This is a genomic window from Stappia sp. ABD4_338, assembly GCF_056312175.1.
The window spans coordinates 3,270,238-3,289,598 of record NZ_CM149982.1 but is presented as its reverse complement, the minus strand read 5'-3'; the positions used below and the strand labels follow the sequence as shown (position 1 = coordinate 3,289,598).

The window sequence follows — 19,361 nt, the reverse complement described above, 5'->3', positions numbered from 1 at the left end:
GGAGGACGACATGGCAGGTTCGACGGATGGCATCGGCGCGCGGGTGACGCGGCGCGAGGACAAGCGGTTCATCACCGGCAAGGGACGCTACACGGACGACATGCAGGTGCCGGGCATGATGCACGCCGCCTTCGTGCGCTCGCCCCATGCCCACGCGAAGATCAACGGCATCGACGCCGAGGCCGCGCGGGCGATGCCCGGCGTGGTCGCCGTCCTGACCGGCTCCGAGCTCGTGGCCGACGGCGTCGGCAATCTTATCTGCGGCTGGATGATCCATTCCAAGGACGGGTCGCCGATGAAGATGGGCGCCTGGCGGGCGCTGGAGCCGGAGATCGTGCGCCACGTGGGCCAGGCGGTGGCCGTCGTTGTCGCCGAGACCCGTGCGCAGGCGCGCGATGCCGCCGATGCGGTGGAGGTCGATTATGAGCCGCTGCCGGCGGTGGTCGATGCTCTCGATGCACTGAAGGACGGCGCGCCGCAGATCCATCCCGAGGCCGAGGGCAACCTGATCTACGATTGGGAGATCGGTGACGAGAGTGCGGTGGATGCCGCGTTTTCATCGGCCGCCCATGTGACCCGCATGGAGATCCGCAACAACCGGCTGGTTCCCAACCCGATGGAACCGCGCGCGGCGCTTGCCCAGTACGACGAGGCGGACGAGCACTACACGCTCTGGACCACCTCCCAGAACCCGCATGTGGCGCGTCTGGTGCTTTCCGCCTTCTACAACATCGCGCCGGAACACAAGCTGCGCGTGATCGCACCGGACGTGGGCGGCGGTTTCGGCTCCAAGATCTACATCTATCCGGAAGAAATGGTGTGCCTGTGGGCCTCCAAGCGCACTGGCGTTCCGGTCAAGTGGGCCAGTGACCGCACCGAGGCGTTCCTGACCGATGCCCATGGCCGCGATCACTATTCCGAGGCCGAGGTCGCGCTTGACGCGGACAACCGCATCACCGGACTGCGGGTGAAGACGATCGCCAATCTCGGCGCCTACATGTCGCTGTTCTCGTCCTCGGTGCCGACGTATCTCTATGCGACGCTGCTGTCGGGCCAGTACGCCATCCCGGCGATCCATGCCAACGTCAAGACGGTCTACACCAACACCACGCCGGTCGACGCCTATCGCGGCGCGGGCCGTCCGGAGGCCACCTATCTGGTCGAGCGCATGATGGAGACCACCGCGCGCGAGATCGGCATGGATCCGGCGGAGTTCCGTCGCAAGAACTTCGTGCGCTCCTTCCCGCATCAGACGCCCGTCATCATGTGCTACGACGCCGGTGACTACGACGCGTCGCTCGACGCGGCGCTGGAGGCGATCGACTACAAGGGCTTCGCCGCTCGCAAGGCGGAAGCCGCCCGGCGCGGCAAGCTGCGCGGCATCGGCCTGTCCTGCTACATCGAGGCCTGCGGTATCGCGCCGTCCCAGGCGGTCGGCTCGCTTGGCGCCGGTGTCGGGCTTTGGGAATCGGCCGAGGTCCGCGTCAATCCGGTCGGCACGATCGAGGTGCTGACAGGCTCGCACAGCCATGGCCAGGGGCACGAAACGACCTTCGCGCAGCTTGTCGCCGATCGCTTCGGCGTCGGGCTCGACACGGTGGCCATCGTCCATGGCGATACCGACAAGGTGCAGTTCGGCATGGGCACCTACGGCTCGCGGTCCGGCGCGGTGGGCATGTCGGCCATCTCCAAGGCGCTCGACAAGGTCGAGGCCAAGGCGAAGAAGCTTGCGGCGCACCTCATGGAGGCCTCGGAAGGCGACATTTCGCTGGAGGGCGGCACGTTCAAGGTTGCCGGCACCGACAAGGAGCTTCCCTTCTTCCAGGTGGCGCTGGCCGCCTACACGGCCCACAACATGCCCGAGGGCATGGAGCCGGGCCTGAAGGAGGGCGCCTTCTACGATCCGACCAACTTCACCTTCCCGGCCGGCACCTATGTGTGCGAGGTGGAAGTGGACCCGGACACGGGCAAGGTGGAAATCGTCGACTTCGTGGCAGCCGACGACTTCGGAACCATCATCAACCCGATGATCGTCGAGGGGCAGGTGCATGGCGGCCTGACGCAGGGCATCGGCCAGGCGCTGCTGGAGAATGCGGCCTACGACGAGGACGGCCAGCTCCTGTCGGCGTCCTACATGGACTACACCATGCCGCGCGCCGACGATGTGCCCTCCTACCGCCTGATGACAACGGTCACGGCCTGTCCGGGCAATCCGCTCGGCATGAAGGGCTGCGGCGAGGCGGGCGCCATCGGGTCTCCGCCTGCGGTCATCAACGCCATCACGGACGCCATCGGCACCAATGCGCTCGAGATGCCGGCGACGCCCGAGACGGTCTGGAAGGCGCTGCGCAGCGTCGCGCCCGCCGCCGCGGCCGAGTGAGGCATTGCCATTCGACAGCGCGGGCGTCCGCCGGTCCCGGCCGGATGCCCGCCCCAGGATCTGTTGGGTAAGGAGAGACCCGCATGTATGAGACGACCTATCACCGTGCCGCGAGCGTGTCCGACGCCGTGGCAAAACTGGGCTCCGCCGAGGACGGCAAGCTTCTGGCCGGGGGGCAGACGCTTCTGCCGACCATGAAGCAGCGTCTTGCCGCGCCCTCCGACGTGATCGACGTGACCCGCATCGATGACATGAAGGGCATCACCGAGACCGGGTCGGGCGTGCGCATCGGTGCCGCGACCACTCATGCCGAGGTCGCGACCTCGGACATCGTCAAGCGCCTCCTGCCGGGCCTTGCGACGCTTGCCGGGCATATCGGCGATCCGCATGTGCGCCATCGCGGCACCATCGGCGGCTCGGTGGCAAACAACGACCCCGCCGCCGACTATCCCTCCGCGGTTCTGGCGCTGGGGGCGACCGTCCACACGGACAAGCGCGAGATCCCGGCGAGCGAGTTCTTCACCGGCATGTTCGAGACCGCCCTCGGCGAGGACGAGCTCATCACCGCCATTACCTTCCCCGTGGCCGATGCCTGTGCCTACGCCAAGTATCCCAACCCTGCCTCGCGCTATGCCATGGCGGGCGTCTTCGTCGCGAAGACGGCGGATGGCATCCGGGTGGCGGTGACGGGTGCGGGCCAGGACGGCGTCTTCCGCCACGAGGGGCTGGAGGCCGCGCTTTCAGGTTCCTTCTCGGCAGACGCTGTTGCAGGCGTTGCCATCGATGACGGAAATCTCCTGTCGGACATTCACGGTTCGGCCGCCTATCGCGCCAACTTGATCACCGTGATGGCCAAGCGCGCGGTTGCCGCCTGCGGCTGACGACACGAGGACACCAGCGGCAGCCCGGAGGTGCGAGCTTCCGGCTGCCGTGTGCCTCGAAATGGAGGAGGTTGGCTGTCGTTTCCGGGAGGGGAGGCCGCGCGCCTGCACGAAGGCGCGCGGGGCGCGCGAGGCCAACAAGCACCGGGACAGGAAAATGGGCGATACCAGATCGGTGGACGAGGTTCTCGCGGCCGCGGTGGAGCGGCAGGACGTTCCGTTTGTCGTGGCGATGGCCGGCGATGCCGCCGGCACCACCTACTCCGGTAGCTTTGGCGAGGCGGCGCCTGGCCGTGCGGCTAGCGAGGAGACGGTCTTTCGCATCTTCTCCATGACCAAGGCAATCGGCTCGCTGGCGGCGATGTTGCTGATTGAACGGGGCAAGCTCGATGCCGACACCCCGGTCGAGGAGATCCTGCCGGCTTTCGCCCGCCTGCAGGTGATCGACCGGTTCGAGGGTGAGGAGCCGGTAATGCGACCGCCGCGCACCCGGGCGACGCTTCGTCACCTGGCGACGCACACCTGCGGTTTGGCGTATGAATTCTGGAACGAAGACGTTCAGCGCTACATGAAGGCCACCGGCCACCCGTCAGCGCTGGCCGGCACGAGAGACGCCCTGAACTATCCGATGGTGCGCGATCCGGGGTCAGGCTGGGACTACGGTATCGGCATTGACTGGCTTGGCATGGCCGTCGAAGCGGTGGACGGTCGCCGGATCGACGACTTCTGCCGGCAGGAAATCTTCGAGCCGTTGGCGATGAACGACACGGTGTTCGAACTGGATGAAGGGCGGCTGAACCGGCTTTCCTCCGTCTCCGCCAGAAGCGAGGATGGAGGGTTCGCGCCGGCGAACCTGATCCCGCCGCCGCACCCGGAAGTCTATGGCATGGGACATGCGCTCTATTCCACCGCTCCGGACTACCTGCGCTTCCTCCGTCTGTTCCTGGGACGTGGCAGTCTTGATGGCAAACGCTTGCTGCGGGAGGACAGCGTGGACTGGATGCTGGCCGACCACATGGGCGGCTTGCAGTTCGCGCCCATGGCAACGGCGATGCCGGCGGTAAGCGCTGATTGCGATCCCTTTCCGGGTGTGCGCAAGACCCACAGTTTCGGTTTCCTGCGCGTGGAGGAGGACGTTCCAGGCATGCGCTCGGCCGGTACGCAAACCTGGGCCGGTGTCCTGAATTCCCACTATTGGTTCGACCCGGCCAGGAATGTCGCGGCGGTGCTCATGACACAGTCTCTGCCCTTCGTGGAGCCGCGTTTCATGCAGGTCTACGAGGCCTATGAACGGGCGATCTACGCCCGGTGAGCAGTGGCGCCCGAGGATGCCGACAGGTCGAAGCCCCGAGTGGGCAGGCCGTCCAAACCAAAGACTCGGCGCTTCAGGTTTCCGGCACCTCGCGTGGAGCGCGGCGCAGCAGAAGCCGCGCCAGAATGGCGATGACAAGCACCGTCACCGCCATGCGGCCCGCGAGAATGATCCAGACGTCGGCTCCAATGGCGAGCATCAGCGCGGTGTCCTCGATGATCGAGTGACACAGGCACAGGCAGGTCAGCGCGAGAAACAGGTCGCGCTTGTCGTAGTGCTTGACGGTCGTTTCCTGGATGATCAGTCCGCCGCCATAGGACAGTCCGAGCAGCAGGCCGATGGTCGTCAGCGGTGCCAGGTCCGGATTGAGGCCAAGCAGGCGCAGACCGGGATTGAGCGCCCGGGTCAGCCAGTCGATCACCCGGACGGCCTTCAGCAGGTCGAGCAGAATGAACAGCGCGACGATGATGAGGAGCATGCTTGCAAGCGACTGCGCGGTCGCGATGAGCCAGGTACCCCAGTCGGGCGTGGAAAGACCCGTGGGCAACCACTCCGGCTCGACGACTTGCGACAGGACGCCCGTCGCCTGGCAAATCCAGGCGATGAAGGCCGCATAGGCGAAGCCGATGCCGAGGCGCAGGGCGGTCGTTGCAAGCAGGCTCGCGCCCGCCCGTCGCACGATGGCCTGCTCGACGGGCAGGGAGTGGGCGAAGAGCATCAGCGTGGACAAGACGCTCACCTGCGCGACGGTAAGTTGCATTTCCGACTGCAGCGAGACGAAGGCGCCAACACCTCCGTAGAGGCTGGTGAGGATGGTGATCGCCCAGATCAGGCCCGCTTCCGCGGGAAGATCGACGAGGCCCATTACCGGGGCAAGGCCGCGACCAAGGGCACTCGTGAGCCCGTACAGGTCCCCAAGTCTGACCAGAAGCATGACCGGCAGCATGATCTTCAGGAGCACGAAGAAGGTTGAGAGACAGCGCAGGGCGAGGGAACGCACGTAGGCAGGCATGACGCGAAGACCCGGATCGTGGACAGTGAGGGGAAAGAGACACTTGAAGGTGGTGGTGAGCACGCGATCGCGTAGCACGGGAGTCCCGGTCAGGCTATGCTGATCGACAAGCGCGGTGCGGTCGTTTTGCACGGGGGACACGCGCGGATCTTGCGTTGTCTGACCTGAAAGGCAATTTTCCGGCACATGATCGAGACAGACCGGATCGACCGACGGCTGCTGGCCGAGTTGCGCCGTGACGCTGATATTGGCAATGCGCGGCTGGCGGAGCGCGTCGGCCTGTCCGCGTCCGCCTGCCTGCGCCGGGTCAGGCGGCTGAAACAGGCGGGTCTGGTGCGCCAGGTCGTTGCCCTCGTTGACGGGCGTGCGATCGGCAATGGCCTTTCGGCGATCGTGACCGTTTCCTTCGTGCGCCATGCACCGGAGTATCGTGCCGAGTTCAACCGCAGGCTGGGCGAGGAGGAGGCCGTCTCGCTGGCCTACAGCGTGTCGGGCAACGTGAGCGCGGTGCTGCAGGTCGATGTCGCCGACATGGCCGCCTTCAATGCCCTCGCCGAGCGTCTCTTCGACAGCGATCCCAATGTCGCGGCCTTCACCACCCATTTCATCATGGGAACCCTCAAGCAGGAGCCGGTCGTGCCGGCGACATCGCGCCCGGCCGGCTGAGGCCTTGCAGGGTTTTCCCGAAAATTCCGGCGTACATGAAACGGCCCGGGCGGATGGCCCGGGCCGTAGGCAGTTTGAAGAGGTCCTTGGAAGGCGCGCGGTTCAGGCCGCGCTCACCTCCTTCAGGAAGCGGTCGATTTCCTGGCGTAGTTCCTGCGTCTTGCCGCCGACCTCGCCGGCGGCTGAGAAGACGGTCTCGGCGGAGGCACTGGTCCGTGCCACCGCGTCGGAAAGCTGCCCCATGTTGCCGGTGACCTCCGTCGTGCCGGCAGCCGCGCTCTGGACGTTGCGCGAAATCTCCTGCGTGGCTGCGCCCTGTTCCTGCACGGCCGCGGCAATGGCGGCGGTGTAGCTGTCGACTTCCTGCATCGTCGTGGTGATCGCGGCGATCGCCTCGACAGCATCCTTTGTCGAGGCCTGGATCGAAGCGATCTGCGCGCCGATCTCCTCGGTCGCCTTGGAGGTCTGGGTGGCGAGTTCCTTCACCTCGGCCGCGACGACGGCAAAGCCCTTGCCGGCGTCTCCGGCGCGTGCCGCCTCGATGGTGGCGTTGAGGGCCAGCAGGTTGGTCTGCTCGGCAATCGCCTGGATGAGGGTCACGACCTCGCCGATCTTGCTGGCGGCCTGGGCGAGGCCGGCCACCTGTTCGTTGGTACGCTGGGTGCCGGCACTGGCCTGATTGACGATCTCCGTGGTCTGGCCGACCTGGCGGCCGATCTCGGAGATGGACGCGGCCAGTTCCTCTGCCGCCGTCGCCACGCTCTCCACGTTGTTCGTGGCATCGCCGCTTGCCCGTGTCGTGCTCTCCGCGCGCTCGGCGCTTTCGCCGGCGATGCGGGTGAGGTCGCGCGCGGTTTCCTCCATGCCCGAGGCGGTCTCGCCGACGGAGGCAAGAACGGCCTGCACCTGGGAGCGGAACCCGTCGATCAGCGCCTCGATCCGATGCTGGCGCGCGATCGCCGCCTTCTGCTCTTCCGCCTGCTCGCGCTCGATGCGTGCGCGTTCCCTGGCGTTGTCGCGGAACACTTCGACCGTGCGGCTCATGGCGCCGATCTCGTCGCCGCGCCGGCTGTCGGCAAGATCCACCTCGGTGTCGCCCTCGGCCAGCCGGCCCATGATGCCGGTGAGCCGGCGGATGGGGCGCGAGATGGCGAAGGACAGCACCGTCGCGATGGCCGCACCGATCGCCAGAACGGCGGCGATTGTCGCGGCGATCACCCAGAAGCCGGCCGCACCGCTCTGCGCGGCCGCATTCGCGCGGGCATTGGCGAGGTCGACGATCTGGTGACGGATGTCGATTGCGACCGTGCCGAAGCTGCGAATTTCGGTCGACACGGCGTCACGGCTTTCCATGAGCGCGTCGAAGGCCTTGCCGTAGGTCTCGATGTCGGCGTTGACCTCGGTGACCAGGGCCGTGACCTTCGGGAACTGGGAAACGGACTTCACGAGATTGCCGGCAACGCGGGCGAGTTCGGCGATTTCGCGGTGAACCGCCTCGGCGTCGATGTCCGCCGCACCGGAGATCAACTCGAGCGTGGTGGCTTTCACGCGCACGGCCTGCTTGGAAAGCTGCGCGGCGTTGGAGGTCACGAGGTCGACCTTGATGAGCGCGAGCTCGCTGGCCTGGACGTTCTGCTGGACCTTGGTGATGGCGTAGTAGGCGGATTCCTTCACCTTGCGGGAGAGGGAGGCGATATCGGTCAGCCCGTCGTTGATCTTCTGGCGAAGCTGCACCTTCTCGCCGAAGGATTCCGTGACGGCGAGCTGCTTGAAGTCCTCCTCGAGAGCGGCGGCACGCTCCGCGAGCAGGTTTGCGCTGTCCTTGTCGATGCCCTCGACGCGGGCCCGGGTAAGCGCTTCCGCGTCGGAGGCGAGCGTGCTTGCCTCTTCAAGCGCGGCCTCGAACACGCCAGGCTCGGTGGAACTCGTGGAGCGCAGGAAAAGCAACTGCGTGCGCATGGCCTCTTCCTGCAGGTCGACGACGAACCGGATGATCTCGTCGGCCTTGCGCCGGGTGGCGCCGGCGGTCAGGGTCTCGCGCTTCGCATCCCGTCGGACCAGCTCCATCTGCTTGTCGATCTGCTCCGACAGCTCCCCGAGCCGTGCGATGATCGTGACGAGATTCGCGGTCATCTCGCCCTGTGCCGAGATTTGCGTGCGGGCCTGCTCGAAGGTCGTTCCAAGACGTCCCACGCCGGCAAGGGCCTGGTTCACGTCAGCCGTGGCCTTGGCGTCGCCCTCGACGGACCTTGCCATGTCGCGCAGGTCCGCTTCCAGCTTCGCGATGGCGGAGAGCGTTTCCTCTCCCTGTTCCGGATCATGATCACGCAGGAACAGGTCCTGGGCGGCGGAGACGTCCTGCAAACGTGCCAGAACGCTCGTGGCATGACGGGAACTCTCCATCTGCCCGGACAGGCTCGTGATGGTCATGGTGCCGACGCCGCCGGTCACGACAGCCAGAAGGAGAATGATCGCAAAGCCCGCGACGATTTTCGTCGCGAAGCCGATGTTGTCGAGGAACCCGAAGGAACGCGGCATCTCGGTACTCCACATGAGCAAGGTGAAGTGACGGTACGCGCAGTCGATGAATCTTAGGTAAAGCGCGGAATTCCGCGCTTCTCGGGGATATTCCTTACCTAGCGTCATTCAAAAGCGAACGGGCGCGGCCCCGGCCGCGCCCGTTGTATGCTGTTTTCAAAGAACGATCCGTCCCGGACGGGCGGCGGCGCCCGGTCAGGCCGCGGCGACGCGGGTGAGGAAGTGCTCGATCTCCTGGCTCAGCGCGTGGGTGTCGCGGGCCATGGCCTCGGAAGCGCCGAGCACGCTCGAGGCGGCGGAGGAGGTGTTCTCCACCGTCGAGGCGAGACGCTCCATGGTCCGCGTCACGGAACCGGTGCCCTCGGCCGCCTGCTGCACCGAGCGCGAGATGTCGCTCGTCGCGGCGCCCTGCTGCTCCACCGCAGAAGCGATGGAGGTGGTGTAGCCGTTCACCTCCTGCATGATCTGGGCGATCTCGCCGATCGCCGTCACCGCCTCACCGGTCGAGCCCTGGATCGCCGCGATCTGGGCGGAGATCTCCTCGGTCGCCTTGGAGGTCTGCGTGGCGAGTTCCTTCACCTCCGCCGCCACGACGGCGAAGCCCTTGCCGGCCTCGCCCGCGCGCGCCGCCTCGATGGTGGCATTGAGGGCCAGAAGGTTGGTCTGCTCGGCGATCGCCTGGATGAGGGTCACGACCTCGCCGATCTTGTTGGCGGCCTGGGCCAGGCCCGCGACCTTCTCGTTGGTGGTCTGGGTGCCCTGGGTGGCCTGGCTGACGACCTGGGTCGTCTGGCCGATCTGGCGGGAGATCTCGCCGATGGAGGCGGACAGTTCCTCCGCCGCCGAGGCGACGGTCTGCACGCTGTCGGTGGCCCGTGCGCTGGCCTCGGTGGTCTCGGCGGCGCTCTCGGCGCTTTCACCGGCCATGCCGGTCAGCTCGCGCGCCGTGGCGTCCAGGCTCGCCGCCGTCTGGCTGACGGTTCCCGTCAGATGCGAGGTCGCCTCGCGGAACTCCGAAATCAGCGCCTCCACCCGTGCCTGGCGATCACGGGCCTCGTCGCCGGAGGCGTCCCGTTCGGCCGCGAGCCGGTTGCGTTCCTCGGCGTTCTTGCGAAGGACCTCGAAGGACTCGGCGAGCTGGCCGATCTCGTCTTTGCGCTCGCGGAAGGGGACTTCCACCTCGAGATTGTTCTCGGCGATGTCATGCGCGACGCCCGCAAGGTGGGGAAGCGGCTGCAGGAGCCGGCGCGAAAGAAGTGCCATGGCGGCCACCGAAACGATCAGGATCGGCACGAAGGCGATCAGAAGCGTGTTGGTCATGTTGCCCATGATCGCGGTGATCGCGGACTTGCGCACGCCGGCGTAAAGAATGCCGCTGATGCTTTCGTCGGGGCCGTAGATCGGGGCGTAGATCGTATAGTAGGGAGTTCCCAGGATCACCGCCTCGCCGCGGAAGGTCTCCCCCTTCATCACCACCGGATAGACGGCGCCGTTCTGGCCGAGCTTCGTGCCGACCGCGCGCTTGCCGTCCGGCTTGATGATGTTGGTCGTCTTGCGCCAGAAGTCGCGGGTCTCGTCATCCCACTTGAAGACCGTCACGGTTTCGCCGGTCATCCTGCCGATCTCGTCGATCATGCCGTGATCGGTGATCTCGTCGGGGATGGTGTCCATCTGGACGCGCGAGACATTCCCGTCGGCGTTCCAGGAAATCTTCGTCCCCGGCATGTCGCGTTCGACGATTGTCGCGGCGACGCGAAGGCTCGTGTTCTGACGGGCCTGTGCATCCGCCTGGATACGGTCGTTGAGAACGAAATAGACAACACTGCCCACCGTCGCCAGCGCGAGAACGATGACGGCAGCGGATGCAATCGAGACGATCGAAACGAGGTTCAGTCTTGAAAAGAGGCGCATGATCATTTCCCCGGAAGAATGTGCCAGTGTTTTTCTGGCATATCGTTGGGGAATTTTCCTTTGAGGAGGTAAATTAGTTGTTATGCGGGATGCGGAAGATGCACGAATGTGTCTGCTCTACCGTGTTGCGCTGCGGAATATCCGGTTCTGTCTCTGGGGAATGAAGATCCGGCCGGACAGCAATGCGGAAGGTAGCGTGGAGGCGACGCAAAGGCGGGGAGGCTGATCGTCAAGGAGAAAGGCGCGAAAACTTGACTCGTTGGATCAGGTTGAATACTGCGCATCCGTCTCATATGTAATGCGGACAGGCGGTGCCCTTCGCCCGCACCCCGCGACAAACGGATCTCCTCGTGATCGTCTGCTCCTGCAACGTACTGACCGACAAGGAATTGCGCCGCGCTGCCCGCGAGCTGCAGTCCGGGCCGGAGCGGTCTGTTGTCACCCCCGGTGCGGTGTTTCGCGCTCTTGGCAAGCGGCCCCGTTGCGGGGGATGCTTCAAGACAATCATTCCGATGATTCACGAGGAGGCGCCGGAGGACGACGCGGCGCCGCAGGACAAGGGAAAGCCGGACAATGAAGGGTGATGACAAGGTCATCGAATATCTCAACAAGGCGCTTCGTCACGAACTGACGGCCGTCAACCAGTACTGGCTTCACGGGCGGCTTCTGGAAGACTGGGGCTATGCCAAGCTTGCCGCGAAAGAGCAGGCCGAGGCCGAGGAAGAGCGCGTTCATGCCGACAAGCTGATCGAGCGGATTCTCTTCCTCGAGGGCTTTCCGAACATGCAGACGCTCGATCCGCTGCGGATCGGGGCGTCGCTGAAGGATGTCGTCGAGGCGGATCTGGCCGGCGAATATTCCGCGCGCGCCCTTTACCGGGAAGCGCGCGAGATAACCCATGCGGCCAGCGACTACGTGTCCATGAAGCTGTTCGAGGAGCTTCTCGCCGACGAGGAGCACCATATCGACTATCTGGAGACCCAGCTCCAGCTCATCGAGAACATCGGGATCGAGCGCTACGCGCTTCTGCAGTCGGCGGATGCTTCCGCCGCCGAGTGACGCACTCCCGGCCGGGCGGTTCGCCGCCGCCCGGTCATGCCTCGTCCAACCGGGAAGTTCCCAACTCGATGACCTTCCCGCCGGCTGCTCGCGCGTCGTCCCGGTCGTGCGTCACGAGAAGGGCCGGCAGGCCGCGAGCCCGCGCCATGGAAAAGACCAGGGTGCGGACCTGCTCGCGCAAGGCGGCATCGAGCCGCGAGAAGGGTTCGTCGAGCAGAAGAGCCTGCGGGCGGCTGGCAAGCACGCGAACCAGTGCCACCCGCGCCTTCTGCCCGCCCGAAAGGGTCCCGGGATCGCGATCCCCGAAGCCGGACAGATCCACGCTCGCCAGTGCGTCCCGAACGGCGGCATCCCTTGTGGCTCGTCCGCGCATGTCCTCCGGCAGGGCGAAGGCGATGTTTTCTCCCACCGACATATGCGGGAACAGCAAGGGATCCTGAAACAGCAGGCCCATGTGCCTTGCGTGCGCGGGAAGGTCCGTGACCGGCGTGCCGTCGACCAGAACCCGCCCACGGGGGGAAAACGCGGGAGCGAGAAAGCCGGCCGCATAGGCCAGCAGCGTCGATTTTCCGATGCCCGACGGCCCCATCACCGTCAGCACCTGGCCAGGTTCCACATGCCGGTCGAGCTCGACAAGCGGCTGCCCTCCAAGCGAGATGCGAACCTTCTCGAAGGTAAGCCCATTGCCTGGGCGGTCGGCGCTCCCGGTCTTCGAGAAAGGCTCGCTCATCAGCCGGCCCTCATGCCGCTACGCTTGCGAAAGAGAATGTGAGGCACCGCAGCGGCCAAGGCGAAGGCCGCGAGTGGCAGGAGCGTCTGCAACAGGGCGTAGATCCCGACAAGTCGGCGGTTCCCGCCCGCCGCAAGGGCGACGGCCTCGGTGGTCACGGTGGAAATGCGCCCCCCGCCCACCAGGAGTGTCGGCAGATATTGCGCGCAGGAGACGGCGACCGACAGGGCGGCGGCGGCCGCCACGGCGCGGGCGAGAAGCGGCAGGCGCACGCGCCAGAAGATGCGGTTCTGCGACGCGCCAAGCCCGGCGGCCACCTGTGCATAGCGCGGGTCGAGGGCCCGCCAGGGATCGCTGAGCGCGAGAAAGACATAGGGAAGCAGAAAGACCAGATGGGCGAGCGCCACCGCCGCCAGCGTGTCGTGCAGTCCGGCGACGAGCAGCAGCACCTGCAGCCCGAAGAGGAAGGCAACCTGCGGCACAAGCAGGGGAACGTAGAGCAGCGGCAGGCCGCGATGCGGCCGGCTTTCCCCCGTCCGGTTCTCTCTTTCAAGACAGGCCAGGGCGAGCCCCAGTGCCACGAACGTTGCCGGCAGAGCTATGGCAAGCGTTGTTGCCACCGCATCCGTGGCCTCGCCCAGATGCCGGCTCCAGGTGGAAAACGTCAGATACGCAGGCATTGCCTCGGGAAAGCGCCAGGGACCGGCGAGCGACCATAGGGCAAGCAGGCCGAGACCCGCGTAGAGCGAGAGCAGGGCGAGGGGAACGGCGAGGCTTGCCACGAGCGCCAGGGGACCTTCCGCGAAACCGCGCCGGCCGCTGGCATAGATGCGGCGGCCGAAGTGGGCAACCAGTCGCTCGCCGAGGATCCACAGGCCGATCGCTCCGGCCGAAACGGCAAGCTGGAGCAGTGCTCCGGCGGAGGCGACGAAGCGCATCGAGATGTCGGGATCGTTCATCCAGCCGACCAGGCGAACGGCCAGCGGTGCCGGCGTGGTCGGCCCCAGGATCAGCGCCACATCCACCACCGACGTCGAATAGGCGATGACGGCGAAAACCGGCAGACGGATCTGGGGATAGGCCTGCGGCAGGACCGTCTTCAGCCAGGCCGCGACAGGGTGATAGCCAAGGCTTGTCGCCATCTGTCGTGATCGCTCACTGTCCGTCTGCGGAAGTGCAGCCAGAAGCATGAGGAAGAGAAACGGCATTTCCTTGATCGCGAGCCCGGCGGTCATGGCGATGCCGAGCGGGTCCCCGATCACCAGAACGTCCGGCGGACGTTCAAACCCCGTCGCCCAGGGCGAGACGAGCCGCATGGCAAAACCGGACGGGGCCACGAGGAAGGCGAGGCCGAAGGCCGCCGCCGCGTGGGGAACCGCAAGGACGGGCGAGAGCGCGCGCCTGAGGGCCGCGAAGGCCCGCGACCCCTCGAAGCGCGCGGTGAAGATCACGACGAGGAAAAAGGCGGTAAGCGTCGCGCAAAGTCCCGTGTACAGGCTGAGCATGAGTGAACGGACAAGCCCGGGTTCGCCGGCAAGACTGTGAAACGGGTCGAGGGACACCCGGGTGCCGCCCAGAGCGGGCAGATAGCCGAAGGCGGGCAGCATTGTCCCGGCAAGTCCCGCCGCGACGGGCCCGAGCATCAGCGCGATCGTTGCCGCCGGAGCCAGCCGCAGCAGGGGCCCCGCGCGCTGCCTTGCCGGCTGCCCTGCCGGTGTCATCGGGTGCCGTAGCGGGCGACCCAGGCGCGTTCGATCCCGGTCATCCAGCTCGCGTGCGGCTCATCGATGACCGGACCGAGGTCCTCCGGTGACAGCGTGGCGGGCCCGAGGTCAAGCGTCTCGAAACGGGCGCGCTCGTCTTCGGAAAGGCTGGCCACGTCCAGCACGGTCGGGTCGCCCCATACCTGCGGGTCCTGCTTGCGGGCCTGGGCCTCGGGAGAGATCAGGAAATTCGCGAGCACGAGTGCGCCCGCCTTGGCATTGGCGTTGTAGGGAATCGCCACGAAGTGGGCGTTGCCGATGGTGCCGCCCTCGAAGACGAAGGTGCGCACCGTGTCGGGGAGTTCGCCGGCGGCGATCGCCGCCGAGGCGCCTGACGGGTTGAAGGTGAACGCGATATCGACCTCGCCGTCGGCCAGAAGCTGGCGCATGGCCGGCTGGTTTTGCGGAAAGGCGCGGCCCTGCCGCCACAGGTTCGGATGGAGCTTGTCGAGAAACGCGAACAGCGGTGCGACATCGTCCTCGAAGGTTGCCGGATCGACGGGGCGCTTCAGTTTATCCGGGTCGTCGATGGTGTCCGCCAGCACCTGCTTGAGAAAGGTGGACCCGTGGAAGTTGGGTGGTTGGGGATAGGTAAAGCTTCCGGGATGGTCCGAGACGTAGCTTGCCAGATCCGCAAGTGAGCGGGGCGGTTCCGCGACGCGTGCGGTGTCATGCATGAAGACGAGCTTGGCCATGCCCCAGGGGCTTTCCAGTCCCTCCGTCGGCTCGGTGAAGTCGGTCAGGACCGCCGGCTTGTTGCGCGTGTCCACCAGCTTCCAGTTCGGAAGCCGCGTCGCCCAGTCCGGCGACATGAGAAGGCCGGCGTCCTTCAGCGCGGCAAAGTTCTCGCCGTTGATCCAGACAAGGTCGACGGCGCCGCTCGTGTCCTTGCCGGCAGCCTTTTCCGCCACGATGCGCGAAACGACGTTGGCGGTGTCATCGACCTTCACCTGTTCGACGGTGACGCCATGGCGTTGCTCCAGCTTCTCGCCCGCCCAGACGATGAAGTCGTTGATGCGCGGTTCGCCGCCCCAGGCATGGAAGTACACGGTCTGACCGCGTGCGGCCTCGAGCACGCCGTCCCAGTCGGAGGGAGACGGCGCGGTCTGCGCATGAACGTTCATCGATGCGAGCGCGAGCGTTGCGGCAAATGCCGGCCCGAGCAGGCAGCGCGGCAGATGGCGAGGCAGTTCGGTCATGTGTCGTCCTTCCCGTTTGAACTTTTCGTGCCGGAGGCGGGAGACCCGGTCAAGACACGGCTGTGTTATGCTTCGTGAGTTGCCGACGGGCAGATGAAGGCGCTCACACGGGCAGGAGATGCGTGTCCTTGACCGCCTCCATCACCGCGTAGGTGTGGGTCTCGCGAACGCCGGGCAGGTCGAGAACCGCATCCGCCAGCAGGCGCCTGTAGGCGGTCATGTCGGACACGCGCGCCTTGACGAGGTAGTCGAAGCCCCCGGCGACCATGTGGCATTCAAGGACCTGCGGCACGCGCTTCACGGCCTCGGCAAAGGCATCGAAGACATCGGGCGTGGTGCGGTCGAGTTTGACCTGAACGAAGACCAGAAGCCCCAGTCCCAGTCGCTCGGGATCGAGCTCCGCCGAAAAGCGCAGGATGTAGCCCTCGCGCATGAGCCGCTTCATCCGTTCCGCCGTCGCTGTGGGCGAGAGGTTCACGCGCTGGGCCAGGTCCGTTGTGGTGATGCGGCCGTCGGCCTGCAGAACATCGAGGATGCGCCGGTCTGTCCGGTCGAGATCGGTGGATGTCACGGTATATTCTCCATTGAGCGTGAAATTGGAGGATTTTGAATTAAAATTCGCCGGGAAGCACGATCAAAACGGGAATACACTTGAAAAAGATAAGTTGAGGCTAGGGCGTCGAGGCCTGGCTGCCGGAACACCTGAGGTCGGGCCTGTGTTGACGCGGCCCGGCCCTGTCATTTTCGAGGGAGTTGCCGAATGAACCTGGGCATGGAGCCTCGCCCCGCCGTCTCGGCGGTATCGCGGATCGAGCCGTTTCGAGCGGCCTATGCGCCTTCGGACGAGGAGGCGGTGCGCCGTCTGCTTGGAAAGGTCGATTTCGACACGGCTGCCGATGCGCGTATCGACGATCTGGCCACGGACTACATCCAGTCGATCCGAAAGGCCATCGGAGGGCTCGGCGGCGTCGAGGACTTCCTGCGCGAGTACGGGCTCTCCACGCGCGAGGGTCTGGCGCTCATGGTGCTCGCCGAGGCGCTGCTGCGCGTTCCGGACGCTGCGACCGCCGACAGGCTGATCGAGGACAAGCTTGCCGCCGCACGCTTTGACGAAAGTGAGGGCGGCACGTCCGACACCTGGCTCGTTTCCGCTTCCTCCTGGGCGCTTGGCGTCACCTCGCGGCTGATCCATCCCGGCGAGCAGCCGAACACCATCCTTTCCTCGCTGGTCAAGCGCATGGGCATGCCGGCAGTGCGCGGCGCCACCCGCCAGGCGATGCGTGTTCTCGGCCATCAGTTCGTGCTTGGCGAGACGATCAAGAACGCCCTGTCGCGCGCGAAGGGGATGGAGGCCAAGGGGTACCGCTATTCCTACGACATGCTGGGCGAGGGCGCCCGAACGGCCGAGGACGCGGAGCGCTATTTCCGCTCCTATGCCGATGCCATCGAGGCGATCGGCAAGGGCGCGGGAAGCGAGGACCTGCCGAAGCGGCCGGGTATCTCGGTCAAGCTGTCGGCACTGCATCCCCGCTATGAGGCGGTGAAGGGGACCAGGGCGCGCGACGAACTCGCACCGCGCCTGCTGGAGCTTGCCCAGGCGGCGAAGCGCCACAATCTCAACTTCACCGTCGATGCCGAGGAAGCCGACCGGCTGGAAATCTCGCTCGACATCATCGCGGTGGTTGCGGGCGATCCCTCGCTTGCCGGCTGGGACGGCTTCGGGCTGGCGATCCAGGCCTATCAGAAGCGCGCCTATGAGACCGTCAACTGGATCATCGATCTGGCGCGCAAGCTCGACCGCCGCTTCATGGTGCGTCTGGTCAAGGGCGCGTACTGGGACACGGAGATCAAGCGCGGGCAGGAGCGGGGTCTGGCGCAGTTTCCCGTGTTCACGCGAAAGGCCGCGACCGACCTTTCGTATATCGCCTGTGCCCGCGCCATGCTGAACGCCCGCGATGTGCTTTATCCGCAGTTTGCCACCCACAACGCGCTCACCGTGGCGCAGGTGGTCGAGCTTGCCGGAAACGAGGGCGGCTTCGAGTTCCAGCGCCTGCACGGCATGGGGGAGAGCCTGTTCAAGGCGGTGACCGAGCGTGACGGCCATCCCTGCCGTATTTATGCGCCCGTTGGTGGCCATCGCGACCTTCTTGCCTATCTCGTGCGCCGATTGCTTGAGAACGGCGCCAATTCGTCATTCGTGTCTGCGGTCGGTGACTCGGCCGTGCCGATCTCCAGGCTTCTCGCCCGTCCCGAGGAGGCGCTGGCCGGAGGCACGAAGGCGCGCAACCGCAAGATCCCCCTGGCCGCCGAACTTTATGGAGCCTCGCGCGTCAACTCAGCCGGTCTGGAGTTCGGCTATTCAGCCGATCGCATGAACCTGGTGGATGCCCTCTCGAAGACCCAGGTTGAGGTGGACACCGCCCATCCGTGCTACCCGGGCGCGCCGGATGCAGGAACCGGCCGGGCCATTGTCTCTCCGGTTGATGGCGTCACACGGGTCGGGTCGGTGCGCGAAGCGGGTGTCGATGAGGTTCCGGCACTTTTCGATGCGGCGGCGAAGGGCTTTGCAAGCTGGTCGCGTACCCCGGTGGAGGTCCGCGCCGCGGCGATCGAGAAGCTTGGGGACCTGCTGGAGCGCGATTGCGCGCGTCTCATGGCGTTGTGCTCCCGCGAGGCGGGCAAGACGCTTCCCGACGGGCTTGCGGAAATCCGCGAGGCCGTCGACTTCTGCCGATACTATTCCGCCGAGGCGATCCGCCACTTTGGCGAGGGCACTCTCATGCCCGGACCGACGGGCGAGGAGAACCGCTACCGGCTGCGCGGACGTGGCACCTTCGTGTGCATCTCGCCCTGGAACTTCCCGCTTGCGATCTTCCTCGGGCAGGTCACGGCGGCCCTTCTGGCCGGTAACGCGGTCATCGCGAAACCGGCGGACCAGACGCCTCTGGTCGCGCACGAGGCGGTGAAGCTTGCCTATGAGGCCGGGGTGCCGGAGGACGCGCTGCTTCTTGCGCCCGGCGGGCGTGAGTTCGGTGCGGCGCTCGTTGCAGAACCGCGTGTCGCGGGTGTCGCCTTCACCGGTTCCACCGAGACGGCCTGGGCGATCAACCGGGCGCTGGCGGAAAAACGCGGTCCCATCGTGCCGCTCATCGCCGAGACGGGCGGCATCAACGCCATGCTGGTGGATGCGACGGCCCTTCCCGAGCAGGTCTGCGACGACGTGATGATGTCGGCGTTCCGCTCGGCCGGTCAGCGCTGCTCGGCCCTGCGCCTGCTGTATGTGCAGGACGATGTCGCCGACAAGCACCTGGAGATGCTTTCGGGCGCGGCGGCGGAACTGTCGCTTGGCGACCCGATCGATCCGGCGACCGATATCGGGCCGGTGATCGACGCGACGGCGCGTGACCGGTTGCTTGCCCATGTCGAGGACATGCGCGCGTCGCAAAAACTGGTCTATGCGGGCAGGACGCCGGACGGCGGGTTGGCCGGCGGCACCTGGGTGGCGCCGCACATCATCGAACTCGACCGGCCGGACGCGCTGACGAAGGAGACCTTCGGTCCGATCCTGCATGTGGTGCGCTACAAGGCCGCCGACCTGCCGAAGATGCTGGAGACCATCGCGGCAACCGGCTACGGCCTGACGCTCGGCGTGCACTCGCGCATCGATGCCATGGCCGCGCAGGTGGTCGACCGGTTGTCGGTGGGCAATGTCTATGTGAACCGCAACACGATCGGCGCGGTGGTCGGAACGCAGCCCTTCGGTGGCTCCGGGCTTTCCGGCACGGGGCCCAAGGCGGGCGGTCCGGCTTATCTCACGCGCTTCGCGCTGGAACAGGTCGTCTCGATCAACACGGCCGCCGCCGGCGGCAATGCAAGCCTCATCGCCATGGCCGAGGAGGACTGAGGGCAG

General features: G+C 66.1%; 14 protein-coding genes. 7 read left to right on the top strand and 7 right to left on the bottom strand.

Annotation, left to right across the window (positions count from 1 at the left end):
- Positions 1 to 10: 10 nt before the first annotated feature.
- From ACYX4S_RS14810 to ACYX4S_RS14800, 3 genes are all read left to right on the top strand, one after another.
- The gene (locus ACYX4S_RS14810; protein WP_476360747.1) at positions 11 to 2,380 is read left to right on the top strand and encodes a xanthine dehydrogenase family protein molybdopterin-binding subunit; all 2,370 of its coding nucleotides are present in this window, start codon (positions 11 to 13) and stop codon (positions 2,378 to 2,380) included.
- An 83-nt stretch (positions 2,381 to 2,463) separates the two neighbouring features.
- Entirely contained in the window at positions 2,464 to 3,261 is a 798-nt protein-coding gene (locus ACYX4S_RS14805) for an FAD binding domain-containing protein (protein ID WP_422067861.1), read from the top strand.
- Positions 3,262 to 3,418: 157 nt separating this feature from the next.
- Entirely contained in the window at positions 3,419 to 4,573 is a 1,155-nt protein-coding gene (locus tag ACYX4S_RS14800; protein ID WP_476360746.1) for a serine hydrolase domain-containing protein, read from the top strand.
- 73 nt (positions 4,574 to 4,646) lie between these two features.
- On the opposite strand, the gene ACYX4S_RS14795 is transcribed toward ACYX4S_RS14800, so the two are convergent.
- Positions 4,647 to 5,663: a nucleoside recognition domain-containing protein gene (locus tag ACYX4S_RS14795; protein ID WP_476360745.1), complete on the bottom strand. Its 1,017-nt coding sequence runs from the start codon at positions 5,661 to 5,663 to the stop codon at positions 4,647 to 4,649.
- 108 nt (positions 5,664 to 5,771) lie between these two features.
- On the opposite strand from ACYX4S_RS14795, the gene ACYX4S_RS14790 reads away from it, so the two are divergent.
- Positions 5,772 to 6,251, top strand: coding sequence for an Lrp/AsnC family transcriptional regulator (locus tag ACYX4S_RS14790; protein WP_293720204.1), 480 nt, complete (start codon positions 5,772 to 5,774; stop codon positions 6,249 to 6,251).
- Between the two features lie 102 nt (positions 6,252 to 6,353).
- On the opposite strand, the gene ACYX4S_RS14785 is transcribed toward ACYX4S_RS14790, so the two are convergent.
- Positions 6,354 to 8,789: a methyl-accepting chemotaxis protein gene (locus ACYX4S_RS14785; protein WP_476360744.1), complete on the bottom strand. Its 2,436-nt coding sequence runs from the start codon at positions 8,787 to 8,789 to the stop codon at positions 6,354 to 6,356.
- A 195-nt stretch (positions 8,790 to 8,984) separates the two neighbouring features.
- Positions 8,985 to 10,700, bottom strand: coding sequence for a methyl-accepting chemotaxis protein (locus ACYX4S_RS14780; RefSeq protein ID WP_476360743.1), 1,716 nt, complete (start codon positions 10,698 to 10,700; stop codon positions 8,985 to 8,987).
- Between the two features lie 350 nt (positions 10,701 to 11,050).
- Between ACYX4S_RS14780 and ACYX4S_RS14775 the strand changes: the two genes are divergently transcribed.
- The gene (locus ACYX4S_RS14775) at positions 11,051 to 11,284 is read left to right on the top strand and encodes a (2Fe-2S)-binding protein (protein ID WP_476360742.1); all 234 of its coding nucleotides are present in this window, start codon (positions 11,051 to 11,053) and stop codon (positions 11,282 to 11,284) included.
- Entirely contained in the window at positions 11,274 to 11,759 is a 486-nt protein-coding gene (gene bfr / locus ACYX4S_RS14770) for a bacterioferritin (protein ID WP_293721532.1), read from the top strand. The genes ACYX4S_RS14775 and bfr overlap by 11 nt, the downstream gene beginning before the upstream one ends.
- Positions 11,760 to 11,793: 34 nt before the next feature.
- On the opposite strand, the gene ACYX4S_RS14765 is transcribed toward bfr, so the two are convergent.
- The 4 genes from ACYX4S_RS14765 to ACYX4S_RS14750 form a co-directional block, all read right to left on the bottom strand.
- Positions 11,794 to 12,489, bottom strand: a complete 696-nt coding sequence (locus ACYX4S_RS14765; RefSeq protein WP_476360741.1) for an ATP-binding cassette domain-containing protein — start codon at positions 12,487 to 12,489, stop codon at positions 11,794 to 11,796.
- Complete coding sequence (locus ACYX4S_RS14760) at positions 12,489 to 14,210, bottom strand: ABC transporter permease (RefSeq protein WP_476360740.1); 1,722 nt, start codon at positions 14,208 to 14,210, stop codon at positions 12,489 to 12,491. Before ACYX4S_RS14760 ends, ACYX4S_RS14765 begins: the two co-directional genes overlap by 1 nt.
- Positions 14,207 to 15,451 (bottom strand): ABC transporter substrate-binding protein, encoded by a 1,245-nt coding sequence (locus ACYX4S_RS14755; RefSeq protein WP_476360739.1) that lies wholly within the window; start codon positions 15,449 to 15,451, stop codon positions 14,207 to 14,209. Before ACYX4S_RS14755 ends, ACYX4S_RS14760 begins: the two co-directional genes overlap by 4 nt.
- 103 nt (positions 15,452 to 15,554) lie before the next feature.
- Complete coding sequence (locus ACYX4S_RS14750; RefSeq protein ID WP_293721538.1) at positions 15,555 to 16,022, bottom strand: Lrp/AsnC ligand binding domain-containing protein; 468 nt, start codon at positions 16,020 to 16,022, stop codon at positions 15,555 to 15,557.
- A 189-nt stretch (positions 16,023 to 16,211) separates the two neighbouring features.
- Here ACYX4S_RS14750 and putA point away from each other — a divergent pair, with 189 nt between their 5' ends.
- Positions 16,212 to 19,355 (top strand): bifunctional proline dehydrogenase/L-glutamate gamma-semialdehyde dehydrogenase PutA, encoded by a 3,144-nt coding sequence (gene putA / locus ACYX4S_RS14745; RefSeq protein WP_476360738.1) that lies wholly within the window; start codon positions 16,212 to 16,214, stop codon positions 19,353 to 19,355.
- The last annotated feature ends 6 nt before the right edge of the window (positions 19,356 to 19,361 follow it).